Annotated in this window: 11 protein-coding genes; 9 read left to right on the forward strand and 2 right to left on the reverse strand. The window is 59.4% G+C overall.

The features are described from left to right. Positions 1-102 precede the first annotated feature (102 nt). Complete coding sequence (locus FHX15_RS02580; protein ID WP_184393404.1) at positions 103-975, reverse strand: MurR/RpiR family transcriptional regulator; 873 nt, start codon at positions 973-975, stop codon at positions 103-105. 178 nt (positions 976-1153) lie between these two features. Here FHX15_RS02580 and FHX15_RS02585 point away from each other — a divergent pair, with 178 nt between their 5' ends. The 6 genes from FHX15_RS02585 (at position 1154) to FHX15_RS02610 (ending at position 8725) form a co-directional block, all read left to right on the forward strand. Then, positions 1154-1924 carry an N-formylglutamate amidohydrolase gene (locus tag FHX15_RS02585; protein WP_184393406.1) on the forward strand — a complete coding sequence of 257 codons (771 nt, stop codon included), beginning with the start codon at positions 1154-1156 and terminating at the stop codon, positions 1922-1924. Between the two features lie 120 nt (positions 1925-2044). Further along, positions 2045-3637, forward strand: a complete 1593-nt coding sequence (locus tag FHX15_RS02590) for an amino acid permease (protein WP_184393408.1) — start codon at positions 2045-2047, stop codon at positions 3635-3637. Between the two features lie 142 nt (positions 3638-3779). Next, positions 3780-5144, forward strand: coding sequence for a glutamine synthetase family protein (locus FHX15_RS02595; RefSeq protein WP_184393410.1), 1365 nt, complete (start codon positions 3780-3782; stop codon positions 5142-5144). Positions 5145-5242: 98 nt separating this feature from the next. Continuing rightward, positions 5243-6628, forward strand: a complete 1386-nt coding sequence (locus tag FHX15_RS02600; RefSeq protein ID WP_184393413.1) for an aldehyde dehydrogenase family protein — start codon at positions 5243-5245, stop codon at positions 6626-6628. Beyond that, positions 6625-7779 (forward strand): iron-containing alcohol dehydrogenase, encoded by a 1155-nt coding sequence (locus tag FHX15_RS02605; protein WP_184393415.1) that lies wholly within the window; start codon positions 6625-6627, stop codon positions 7777-7779. The genes FHX15_RS02600 and FHX15_RS02605 overlap by 4 nt, the downstream gene beginning before the upstream one ends. 235 nt (positions 7780-8014) lie before the next feature. Then, on the forward strand, positions 8015-8725 hold the full coding sequence (locus tag FHX15_RS02610; protein WP_184393417.1) for a ParA family protein: 711 nt from the start codon (positions 8015-8017) through the stop codon (positions 8723-8725). Positions 8726-8839: 114 nt separating this feature from the next. Here the strand turns inward: FHX15_RS02610 and FHX15_RS02615 are convergent, their stop codons facing one another. Then, the gene (locus tag FHX15_RS02615; protein ID WP_184393418.1) at positions 8840-10228 is read right to left on the reverse strand and encodes a L,D-transpeptidase; all 1389 of its coding nucleotides are present in this window, start codon (positions 10226-10228) and stop codon (positions 8840-8842) included. 255 nt (positions 10229-10483) lie between these two features. On the opposite strand from FHX15_RS02615, the gene FHX15_RS02620 reads away from it, so the two are divergent. From FHX15_RS02620 to FHX15_RS02630, 3 genes are all read left to right on the forward strand, one after another. Next, complete coding sequence (locus FHX15_RS02620; protein ID WP_184393419.1) at positions 10484-11320, forward strand: DUF4432 family protein; 837 nt, start codon at positions 10484-10486, stop codon at positions 11318-11320. Positions 11321-11422: 102 nt separating this feature from the next. Beyond that, entirely contained in the window at positions 11423-11761 is a 339-nt protein-coding gene (locus FHX15_RS02625; protein ID WP_184393420.1) for a TIGR01244 family sulfur transferase, read from the forward strand. A 75-nt stretch (positions 11762-11836) separates the two neighbouring features. Beyond that, positions 11837-12181, forward strand: a complete 345-nt coding sequence (locus tag FHX15_RS02630) for a RidA family protein (RefSeq protein WP_184393421.1) — start codon at positions 11837-11839, stop codon at positions 12179-12181. Positions 12182-12203: the final 22 nt, after the last annotated feature.

A 12203-nucleotide genomic window follows, 5' to 3' on the forward strand; every position in this document is an offset into this window, starting at 1 on the left:
ATTTTGCCATGAATTGCAGGCGCTTGCGCAGTGCTTTATTTGCGACGGGCTATCCTGTTTCCGCAAAATACGTCTTTGTTTTTTGCCCTTTACTTGTCCCTCCTAACCGGGTTTGCGGAAAAGCCGGGTCTGTTCGAACAGGCCTTCCAGCGTTTTCATGCGCTCCTTCGTCTCGTCCCAGGTCGAATTCTGCACCGCCTCGATGAGGGCTTCGACGATAAAGAGCGTGACAACGGAGGAATCCCAAGCCGACGGCGCCTCGATCTGCACGCGGAAGGCGTGGCGGGCAAGCTTGGCGGCAGGAGAGCCCCATTGATCTGTGAAGACGATGATTTCTGCTCCACGCTTGCGGGCAGCCGTGGCAAGGCTCGCCATTTCCTGCTCGTAGCGGCGGATGTCGAAAATAATCAGCAGATCGCCTGGATTCATATTGAGCACATATTGCGGCCAGCTCGACGAATTGGAGGAGAGCAGCGCTGTGTTCGGACGAATGACCTGCATGTGGGTAAAGAAGTATTCGGCAAGCGCTCCGGTAATGCGCCCGCCGACGAAATAGAGCGTGCGCTTGCGGTCCGAGAGCAGGGCCGCGGCATTGTCGAAGGTCGCGGTATCGAGATCCGTCAGCGTCTGGCGCAGATTGCCCATAATGGCATCCGCGAAACGGTTCAATATATGGGTGCCCGGCGCGTTCTGGGCCCAGCGGTCGTGTTTGGCGATCGGATTGGAAATCGTCGCCTCGACTTCCTGATGCAGATGCTGCTGGAAATCCGGATAGCCCTTGTAGCCGAGCTTCTGCACCATGCGTACGACGGTCGGCGTGGAGACACCGGCATTTTCCGCGATGGTGGTGATGCTGCCAAGACCGGAGACCGGGTAGTTGTCGAGCAGGCTTTCGGCCAATTGCCTTTCGGCGCGCGTGAGCACGCCCAAATGCGAATGAATGACGTCCGAAACGGTCTTAGCCGCGACACTCACGTGATTTTTGCTCCCCGGGATGGTCTGGCGCCACTTTCCCACTGAAAGTTAACAACGCTGTCACAATCCATGTCAATGACTGTCATGAAAAGAAATTTTCAGAGCGAGCTTGACACCGCGATGAAGCTGAAGAATTCTTTTCTTATAAAGAATTTATTAAGCGATGGGGGAAGTGCTTTTGGCGCTGGCTCAGGCCCGAATTCTCAGCGAGGCTGACGGCGATTGCGTTGCGATCGAACGCGTTGATGGCAAGAGCCCTGCGCTGCTCATCTGCGAACACGCATCCCGCACGCTTCCTGAACATTTCGGTAATCTCGGCCTCTCCGAAGAGGCATTGTCGAGCCATATTGCCTGGGATCCGGGCGCGTTGGCCGTTGCCCGCAATATCTCGGCGGCTCTGGACGCGACACTGATCTACCAGCGCTTCTCGCGACTGATCTATGACTGCAACCGACCGCCAAACTCGCCGGGCGCCATGCCCGAGGTCAGTGAGATCTATTCGATTCCCGGTAATAAGGGTTTGACGGAAGGCGAGCGTAATGCCCGCACGGAAGCTCTCTACCTACCGTTCCATGACGGCGTGCGCGCCCTGATCCGCGAGCGGCAGGCGAGGGGGCAGGATAGTGTCATCGTGACCATCCACAGTTTTACACCGGTCTATAATGGCCGGCAGCGTGCGGTCGAGCTCGGCATCCTCCATGATGAGGACAGGCGCCTTGCCGACCGAATGCTGGATTTTGCGGCCGAGGCGCCGCTCTATCGTACCGAACGCAACGAACCCTACGGCCCTGCCGACGGCGTGACGCACACGTTGATCCTGCACGGCATTTCCAATGGGCTTCGCAATGTCATGATCGAGGTCCGCAACGACCTCATCGCAGACGATACCGGCCAAGGGGTCGTGGCCGACTATCTCACAAGGCTTCTCCAGCAAAGTCTGGATGCCTGAATAAAAAGAAGATCCCGGGGAGCAGTTTAACTGCGAACAGCCCGTAAGGCGAGAAGCCGCGGGCACTTTTGGCACTGGGTCGCCGGCAATCCCGCGGGCGATTGGTCACAGGGGGAAGTCATGGCTGACTATACCGAGCAGGACAAGAAGCAGGACGTTCACGTCCTGCATTCCATGGGCTACGCCCAAGAACTGGAACGACGCATGAGCTCGTTCTCGAATTTCGCAATTTCATTTTCGATCATCTGCATTCTTTCAGGCGGCATCAACTCTCTCGCCCAGGCTACATCGGGCGTCGGTGGTGCGGCTATCGGCATCGGCTGGCCGGTCGGCTGCATTGTTTCGCTGTTCTTCGCGCTCGGCATGGCACAGATCTCGTCTGCGTATCCGACCGCGGGCGGGCTCTATCACTGGAGCTCGATCCTCGGCAACCGCTTTACGGGCTGGCTGACGGCCTGGCTCAATCTGCTTGGCCTGATCACCGTACTCGGCGCCATCAATATCGGCACGGCGCTATTCCTCGGCGGTACTTTTGGCGCGCAGCTCGGCATTGCCGATGCAAGCGGTGTCGTCTCTCCGGCTATGCAGGTCGTACTCGTCGTCATCTTCACGATCGTGCAGGCGGCAATCAACCATTACGGTATCGGCCTGACGGCCAAGCTGACGGATTTTTCCGGTACGCTGATCCTCGTCACGGCTGCGGTGCTGACTATCGCCTGCCTGATCTTCGCCCCGACGCATGACATTTCGCGGCTCTGGACCTTCACCAATTATTCGGGTGATGCCGGCGGTGGGGTTTGGCCCCAGTCGGACAGCATGTGGTATATTTTTGCTCTTGGCCTGCTGCTGCCAATTTATACCATCACCGGCTACGACGCTTCGGCCCATACATCGGAAGAAACGAAGAAGGCGGCGCTTTCGGTTCCGCGCTCCATGGTTTCTGCGGTTCTCTGGTCGTCGATTGCTGGTTGGGTGATGCTATCGGCTTTCGTCATTGCTATTCCCGACATGAACGAGGCTGCTAAGCAGGGCTGGGGCGTCTTCTTCTCGACTGTCAATGCGATCATGCCTGCCTGGCTTGTCACGCTGCTCTACATTGCGATTTTCATTTCGCAGTTCCTGTGCGGTCTTGCGACCGTCACCTCATGCTCGCGTATGATCTTCGCCTTCTCGCGTGACGGCGGTCTGCCCGTCGGTTCCAAGACCTTGGCGAGCGTCAGCCCGAAATATCGCACGCCGGTCGCTGCGATCTGGACGGGTGCGGCTCTCGAAAGCCTGTTTGTCTGGGGCGCGCTGTTCATTTCGGTCGGCGAGGCGAGCCTGTACGTGACCGTGGTTAATGCGACCCTGATCTTCCTGTTCCTGTCCTTCCTCTTCCCGATCGTGCTTGGCATCTTCGCCTACGGTACGAAGAAATGGCCGGCTCCCGGACCATGGAACCTTGGTGCAGGTACGTACAAGCTGATCGGTCTGCTTGCGACGCTTGGCATGGTGCTGATCATCTACATCGCCATCCAGCCGCCGAACGACAAGGTCTTTGACATTACCGTCGGTTTCATCGCCCTGGCGATCGTCATCTGGTTTGCGGTCGAGCGCCGCCGTTTCGCCGGCCCGCCGATCGGCGATATGATCGCCAAGCGTCAGGCCGAGATTGCCGCCGCGGAAGCAGCTGTCGGCGAAACCGGAACGGTGTCTCCGGTTCCCGGCGAGTAGGAACTACGAACATTTGCCGAGGGCGGGGCCGCGTCGCGGCCCCATCACGGTCCAACGAAAAGGCATTGAGCGGGTTAATCCTGGCGGCCGTATGCCCTTTCGTCGTTCCGATTTCCAAATTTCAATTTCAGGCGGATACATCATGAGCAGCTATACTCTCGACGATCTCAGACAGGACGTTGCCGACGGGCGCATCGACACGGTGCTGGCCTGCCAGGTGGACATGCAGGGGCGCCTGATGGGCAAGCGCTTCCAGGCCGAATATTTCCTCGAAAGCGCCTGGAAGGAAACGCACAGCTGCAACTACCTGCAGGCGACAGACATGGAGATGGAGACCGTTTCCGGCTACAAGGCGACGAGCTGGGAAAAGGGCTACGGCGACTATACGATGAAGCCGGATCTTTCGACGCTGCGGGTCATTCCCTGGCTCGAAGGCACGGCCCTCGTGCTCTGCGACGTGCTGGATCATCATACGCATGAGGAAGTGGCCCACTCACCGCGCGCGATTCTGAAGAAGCAGGTCAAGCGGCTCGAAGATATGGGGATGAAGGCCTACATGGCCTCCGAACTTGAATTCTTCCTCTTCGACCAGACCTATGAGGCGGCGCAGGCGTCGGGTTACCGCAACCTGAAACTCGCCAGCGCCTATAACGAGGATTACCACATCTTCCAGACGACCAAGGAAGAAGAGGTCATGCGGGCGATCCGCAAGGGCCTGCAGGGAGCCGGCATTCCGGTCGAAAATTCCAAGGGTGAGGCGTCCGCCGGCCAGGAAGAAATCAACGTGCGTTATGCCGATGCACTCGCCATGGCCGACCGCCATGCGATCATCAAGAACGGCTGCAAGGAAATCGCATGGTCGAAAGGCAAGGCGATTACGTTCCTCGCCAAGTGGCACTACAATGCCGCCGGCAGCTCATCGCATATCCACCAGTCACTCTGGAGCCTCGAAGAAAAGCCGCTCTTCTTCGATCATACCGGCCATCACGGCATGTCGCCGCTGATGCAGCACTATATTGCCGGGCTGCTCAGCCATGCGAGCGAGATCACTTATTTCCTGGCGCCCTATATAAACTCCTACAAACGCTTCATGGCCGGCACGTTCGCGCCCACCAAGGCCGTCTGGAGCAAAGACAATCGTACGGCCGGCTACCGCCTCTGCGGCGAGGAGACCAAGGGAATCCGTATCGAATGCCGCGTCGGCGGCTCCGACCTCAATCCTTACCTTGCCTTCGCAGCCCTGCTTGCCGCTGGTATCGACGGCATCGAGAAGAAGCTGGAACTGGAGGCGCCTTATGTGGGTGACGCCTATTTCGGCAAGGACATCCGCGAAATCCCGCGTACGCTGCGGGCTGCGACCAAGGCGATGACGGAATCGGAGATGCTGCGTACAGCCTTCGGCGACGATGTCATCGATCACTATACCCGCGCTGCCGAATGGGAGCAGGAAGAATACGACCGCCGCATCACGGATTGGGAAGTGGCGCGCGGCTTCGAGAGAGCTTAAGAACATATCCGAAGCGGAAGGTCGCCAGACTGGGTTCTCCTTTTGGGGATCAGTCGTGGCGCCTTTCCCTGCGGCTCAGAAGAAACAGGATTCAGATCATGACAATGATCCAATGCATTTCGCCGGTTGACGGCTCTGTTTATGCGGAGCGCCCGGCGCTTTCGCTTGAAGCGGCAAAGGAAGCCGTGGCGCGTGCGCGCAAGGCGCAGAAGGCCTGGGCCAAGCGTCCGCTCGAAGAGCGCGTCCAGCTGGTGCTGAAGGGTGTCGCGCGCCTCAACGAGATGTCCGATGTCGTTGTGCCCGAGCTTGCTTGGCAGATGGGCCGGCCGATCAAGTACGGCGGCGAATATCGCGGCTTCAACGAGCGCTCCAACTATGTCGCCTCGATCGCAGCCGACGCTCTGGCACCGCTCGTCGTCGAAGAAAGCGACAAGTTCGAGCGCCGCATCGAACGTGAAGCCCATGGCGTCGTCTTCGTCGTCGCCCCGTGGAACTACCCTTATATGACGGCGATCAACACAATCGCGCCGGCGCTGATGGCTGGGAATACCGTCGTGCTCAAGCATGCATCGCAGACGCTGCTCGTCGGCGAGCGGCTCGTTCAAGCTTTCGTCGAGGCCGGTGTGCCCGAGGATGTGTTCCAGAACGTCTTCCTCGATCATGAAACGACCGCGGCACTGATTGTAGCCGGCAGCTTCAACTTCATCAATTTCACCGGTTCGGTCGAAGGCGGCCGCTCGATGGAGCGGGCCGCGGCAGGCACCTTCACCGGGCTGGGCCTCGAGCTCGGCGGCAAGGATCCGGGCTATGTCATGGAAGATGCCGATCTCGATGCCGCCGTCGATACGCTGATGGATGGCGCGACCTACAATTCCGGGCAGTGCTGCTGCGGCATCGAGCGCATCTATGTGCATGAATCGCTCTATAACGCCTTCGTCGAAAAGTCGGTCGCCTGGGTTTCCAATTATAAGCTCGGCAATCCGCTCGATCCGGAGACAACGCTCGGCCCGATGGCCAATAAGCGCTTCGCCAAGGTGGTACGCGAGCAGATCGCCGATGCCGTGGCCAAGGGCGCCAAGGCACTCGTCGATCCGAAACTCTTCCCGGCCGATGATGGCGGCGCCTATCTCGCGCCGCAGATCCTCGTCAATGTCGATCATTCCATGGCCTTCATGCGCGAAGAAACCTTCGGCCCCGCCGTCGGCATCATGAAGGTCAAGAATGACGAGGAGGCCCTGGCTCTGATGAACGACAGCCAGTACGGGCTCACAGCATCGCTCTGGACCAAGGATGCCGAGCGGGCAGGGCGGCTTGGCCGCGAAATCGAGACCGGCACCGTCTTCATGAACCGCGCCGATTATCTGGATCCGGCTCTTTGCTGGACCGGCGTCAAGGAAACCGGCCGCGGCGGCTCGCTGTCGATCATCGGCTTCCACAACCTGACGCGCCCGAAATCCTACCATCTCAAGAAGGTTACAGCATGAGCAGCGCCAACATCACCGCCAACTGGAGCTACCCGACATCCGTCAAGCTCGGCCGCGGCCGCATCAAGGAACTGGCCGACGCCTGCAAGAGCCTCGGCATGAAGAAGCCGCTGCTCGTCACCGACCGCGGCCTCGCCGCGATGGCGATCACCAAGAACGCGCTCGACATTCTCGAAGACGCCGGCCTCGGCCGGGCGATCTTTGCCGATGTCGACCCGAACCCGAACGAAAAGAACCTCGAAGCCGGTATCAAGGCCTTCCGCGACGGCGGCCATGACGGTGTCGTCGCCTTCGGCGGCGGCTCGGGCCTCGACCTCGGCAAGTGCGTGGCTTTCATGGTCGGCCAGACGCGTCCCGTCTGGGATTTCGAGGATATCGGCGACTGGTGGACGCGTGCCAGCGTCGAAGGCATTGCGCCGATCGTTGCCGTGCCGACGACCGCCGGCACGGGCTCGGAAGTGGGTCGTGCGAGCGTCATTACCAATTCGGTGACGCATGTGAAGAAGATCATCTTCCATCCAAAATTCCTACCGGGTGTCGTCATCGCCGACCCGGAACTGACGGTCGGCATGCCGAAGATCATCACGGCGGGTACCGGCATGGATGCCTTCGCCCATTGCCTGGAAGCCTATTCCTCGCCCTTCTATCACCCGATGTCGGCTGGCATCGCGCTGGAGGGCATGCGCCTCGTCAAGGAATTCCTGCCGCGTGCCTATAAGGAAGGCACGGATCTGGAAGCCCGCGCCAACATGATGTCGGCGGCCGCCATGGGCGCTGTCGCCTTCCAGAAGGGGCTCGGCGCCATTCACGCGCTCTCGCATCCGATCGGTGCCGTCTACAACACGCATCACGGCATGACCAATGCCGTCGTCATGCCGGCGGTATTGCGCTTTAACCGTTCTGCCATCGACGAGAAGATTGCCCGTGCGGCTGCCTATCTCGGGATTTCGGGCGGTTTCGATGGTTTCTACGACTACGTCCTGAAGCTGCGCACCGAACTCAACGTCCCGGACAATCTGACGGCTATGGGAATCACCCCGGACCGGATCGACGAACTGGCGGCGATGGCGATCGAAGATCCGAGCGCCGGTGGTAATCCGGTTGCAATGACGCTCGAAAATACTAAGACCCTTTTTAAGGATTGCTTCTGATCAGATAAAGGCGGACCTATAGACTTGCCCGGAAAACCTTGTTTTCCGGGCTTTTTTGTATTCAGTGCGTGCCTGTTTCCAATGATGCGAAAAATGCAGGCCGCAATTTCAGCGGGTCCGTTTAACAGTTTGTTAACCACGATTGGAAAGGATGGATTAACCGCACGATGCTCCGACGGTGCGATTAACAACGAGCGATGCCGGCTCGCGCCATTTCCCTTCGAGGACTCAAATTATGCCAGTCATCACATTCGCAAATACCAAGGGCGGCGCCGGTAAGACCACAGCCGTATTGCTGCTTGCTACGGAGCTTGCCCGTCAGGGCTACCGTGTCACGATCCTCGATGCGGACCCGCAGCACTGGATTTCGCGCTGGCACGAAATCTCCGGACATGTGGAAAACATCAGCGTCATCGATTTCGTGACCACCGCCTCGCTGCCGCAGCACATCGGCGAAAACAGGCATAATACCGATTACTTCATCATCGATCTGCCGGGCGCGCGCAATCCGCTGCTGGCGACGGCTGTTGGCCTCTCCGATCATGTGCTGATCCCGATCCAGGGCTGTGCCATGGATGCCCGCGGCGGCGCCCAGGTTCTTGAACTCCTGCAGTATCTGGAAGAGAAGGCCGGCATCAAGATCGGCCATTCGGTTGTCCTCACACGGGTCAACTCCATGGTCACCACCCGCGCGCTGCAGATCGTCAAGGCGCTGCTGAATGAGCGTCACGTTGCGGTTCTGGATACGGCCATCATCGAGCGCTCGGCCTTCCGCGATATTTTCGATTGCGGCGGCACCCTGCATACGATGGATCCGATGCGCGTCAGCAATCTTGACAAGGCCCGTGAAAACGCCCTCCGTTTCGCAGAGGAAATCATGCTCAAGGTGCCGGGCCGGCTCCCGGTGGCCGTTCGACTGGCAAACGCGATCCGCAGCGCGGCCTGATCGCAACATCTCGATAAAAGAACCGATGCCCCGGCTCGTGCCGGGGCATTTTTCTATGAAGAGATGCCGGACTTGAGTAAGTGCTCCGCGGAGACGCCGGGCGAGGAGACGTCCTCAATCAACGAATTCGACTGTCACGCCGGGCTTGACCATCTTGGCAAGTTCCGTCGCATCCCAGTTCGTCAGGCGGATGCAGCCGTGGCTCTGACTGCGGCCGATCCTGGAAGGGTCGGGCGTGCCGTGGATGCCGTAGGTCGGCTTTGAAAGCGCCATCCAGACCGTACCGACCGGGCCGTTCGGGCCGGGCGGAATGTCGAGGATCTTGTCGTTGGCGCCCTGCTGGAAATTGATCTTTGGATTATAGGTGTAGCCCGGATTGAAGGCTACTCGTTCAACCGTGACGATGCCCGATGGTGAAGGCGTGTCGGTGGAGCCGATCGAGGCGGGGTAGGCGGCGAGGAGGTTGCCTGCATCGTCATAGGCGAAAACCTGTTTACGGCCCTTGTCCGCAAGGATTTTCGCGACGGCGCCGGTCTTGTTCTGGCCGGGATTGACGACCTTAATGACGGTGCCTGGAATGGTGAAATCTGCGCCGGGGTTCATTTCCTTCAGGAAATTCTCGTCCATGTGGAAACGTTCGGCGAGCGCTTCGGTCACCGACGTATAGGCGAGGGACGGCAGCAGCGCCTTCTGCGAATAGTCTTCCGGGATCTGCGCGACATAGGGGCCGGCCGCATCAGCATCCGTGATCGTGTAGTTGACGACCGGCAGGCCGCCGTTCATGCGCAGCTCTTCGAGGATCGCCTCCGTATTGTTCGGGTCGAGCTTAGTGCCGGTCATCTGTTCATAGGCGTAGATCGCTTTTGTGACGTTGGAGCCCATGTGGCCATCGATGACGCCGGGCGAAACGCCTGCGCGATCCAGAAATACCTGTAGAGCCACGATCTCCGGCTTGGACTTGTTCTTGAGCGTGATGACAGGCTCCTGCGGAGCCTGGCGGGGCTCGTCAGCCGACGGAAACTGTTGGTCGGGCTCGACCGCTGCATAATCATCCTGAGCCTGCGGATCGCCGGGATAGGGCTGAGCCTCGAGCGGCTGGCGCTCGATGGCAATATCACGAGGGATGGCACCCGTTACCGGGCCGCGCTCGGAATAGCGTGTATCGCCATAGCGGTTCTGGTCGCGGGAATAGGGATCGTTGTTGAAGGCGTCGTCATAGCCTTCCCGATTGGTGCGCGGCGAGTAGTAGCCGCGGGCGCGCATTTCGGTCGCGACGATATTGCCGTAGCGATCGATCAGCACACGGTTGCCGCTATAGTCACGGGCATAGACGAAGCCGCGCCCCGGGGGGACATAATCGAGGATTTCGCCGCTCGGCGTTACCAGCACGATATCGCTTCTGTTGCGGCCATATTGCTGCGCATCGGCCTGCTGCGGCGTGAAGGCGGCGAGCGTCAAAAGCATGCCCGAAAGGGAAAGGGCCGATTTCATCAAGCGATTCACGTCTCACACCTCGATCAGTGGCTCGGCAGACACACACCTGCGAATTTTGACGCTAGTGTGGAATTTCTTAAGCCATACTGAACAAAAGATAAAAACAACGGTATTTTACCTTTAGTCATAAACGCTTGCGCCAAGGTGACGTTCCTGTGAGGTCGCGGTTGCGGTGCTGTGTCTGCCATTTTTACCATCCGATTGACGAGGGCGGCGGCGACACCTAACCCTGCGTCAGCCGAGTTTCCACGGGAGGATGAATTGATGATCGAATTTGCTGCCGCGCGCGGGCCGCGCCTGATGCTGGATGAAACATCGGTACTGGATATCGGCGGCTGCATCGTTGAGAGCGTCGACATCGCGCCCAAGCGGGCCATCCCCGACGACGGCGATCCGCGAATCGATCATTCGTTGGAAGGCTTTCTCTTTACCTGCGGCCCTGATCACATCCGCCATCGACAGCCCATTCCCGGCACCGAAGGCAAAGTTTACCCTCTGCACGGTTCGGCCTCCGGCCATCCAGCCAGGGTGCTCAGGACGACATTCGAGAACGGCAATGCCGAATGCCGGGCCGATATCGATATCATCACAGTGGAGGGTCTGCTGCAACGCATCGAGCGGCTGTGGCGGATCGACGGGGTCACCGGCGAAGTTTCGCTGGAAGATCGTGTCGTCAATACCAGCAACGAGACCGTGCCGACCTTCCTGATGTACCATATGAACGCCGGCGGCAAATGGCTGGATGCGGGAACGCGGCTCGAAGGCCGGATGCTCGAAGGCGGCGGTTTTCCCTGGACTTTCGGCAAGGACCCGGGCGGCATCTTCTGCGTCGAGGCTCCGGCCAGCGAGGAGGGTTTTGCCGAAGTCCGGCTGGGGCCGATTGCGGCGATCGGCGGCAAGACGCTTAGGGTGCGATTTCGCGCCGACACGCTGCCCTATCTGCAGATCTGGCGAAACCAGAAGGCGCCGGCCAACATCATCGGTATCGAGCCAGTGTCGCACCGCTGGTTGCTGCGTGATGAACTGGAGACGGCCGGTGAATTCAACTGGCTGAAGCCGGGCGAAAGCCGCAGCTACGGCCTGCGTTTTGCGTTCGTCTAAACTTGCGCCGGTCTAATCGAGGGCGAAGGGGAGAAGACGTGTTGACGCTTGTCAGGTCGCGTCGTAGACCTTCAGCCCACCATTTTCGAGGAGATTGAGACGATGGATATCCGCCAGATCGACGACGAATACTCCGTTTCCGGCCAGATCACGGTTGACGAACTCGACCAGATCAAGGCGCTCGGCTTCAAGTCCATCGTTTGCCATCGTCCGGATGGCGAAAGCCCTGATCAAACGCCTTTTGCCGTGATCGAAGCCCGCGCCAAGGAGCTTGGCCTGCAGATCAGCCATGTACCGGTCGGGCCAATGGGCGTGACCGAGGAAGCCGTACAGGGCATGGTCGACGCGCTCGACGAATTCGAGCGCCCGATGCTCGGCTATTGCCGCTCCGGCGCGCGCTCGACCGCGATCTATCAGAAGACGCATCATATTCGCGCTTAGTCTTCAGTTTGGAAGGCTGAATATTCCGATGCCGCCTGGAGGCGGCGTCTTTCATTTGATGAACAGGAGAACACGATGAGCATCAAGCGTATCGACATCGGCGCCCGTATGAGCGGCGCCGTCATCCACGGCAACACGGTCTATCTCGCAGGCCAGGTCGGCGAAGGTGAAAGTGTCACCGATCAGTGCAAGTCGGCACTCGGCGAAGTCGACCGCCTGCTCGCCGCTGCCGGCAGCAATAAGTCGAAGATCCTGCAGACGATCATCTATCTCTCCGATATCGCCTATTTCGGCGAGATGAATGCTGTCTGGGAAGGCTGGATCGACCCGTCAAACCCACCGGCTCGCGCCACCAGCGAAGCCAAGCTCGCTGCGCCGAAGTACAAGGTCGAGTTCATCGTTACGGCCGCTCTCGACTAAAAGCGTCGCACAGAGCGATAGA

The organism is Rhizobium sp. BK650, assembly GCF_014195325.1.
Lineage (GTDB): Bacteria > Pseudomonadota > Alphaproteobacteria > Rhizobiales > Rhizobiaceae > Rhizobium.

What these genes read in the sequence shown, in the direction of transcription:
- FHX15_RS02630 (WP_184393421.1), top strand. Translation starts at nt 11,837, where the DNA reads ATGAGCATCAAGCGTATCGACATCGGCGCCCGTATGAGCGGCGCCGTC.
- FHX15_RS02610 (WP_184393417.1), top strand. Translation starts at nt 8,015, where the DNA reads ATGCCAGTCATCACATTCGCAAATACCAAGGGCGGCGCCGGTAAGACC.
- FHX15_RS02600 (WP_184393413.1), top strand. Translation starts at nt 5,243, where the DNA reads ATGACAATGATCCAATGCATTTCGCCGGTTGACGGCTCTGTTTATGCG.
- FHX15_RS02590 (WP_184393408.1), top strand. Translation starts at nt 2,045, where the DNA reads ATGGCTGACTATACCGAGCAGGACAAGAAGCAGGACGTTCACGTCCTG.
- FHX15_RS02605 (WP_184393415.1), top strand. Translation starts at nt 6,625, where the DNA reads ATGAGCAGCGCCAACATCACCGCCAACTGGAGCTACCCGACATCCGTC.
- FHX15_RS02620 (WP_184393419.1), top strand. Translation starts at nt 10,484, where the DNA reads ATGATCGAATTTGCTGCCGCGCGCGGGCCGCGCCTGATGCTGGATGAA.
- FHX15_RS02595 (WP_184393410.1), top strand. Translation starts at nt 3,780, where the DNA reads ATGAGCAGCTATACTCTCGACGATCTCAGACAGGACGTTGCCGACGGG.
- FHX15_RS02625 (WP_184393420.1), top strand. Translation starts at nt 11,423, where the DNA reads ATGGATATCCGCCAGATCGACGACGAATACTCCGTTTCCGGCCAGATC.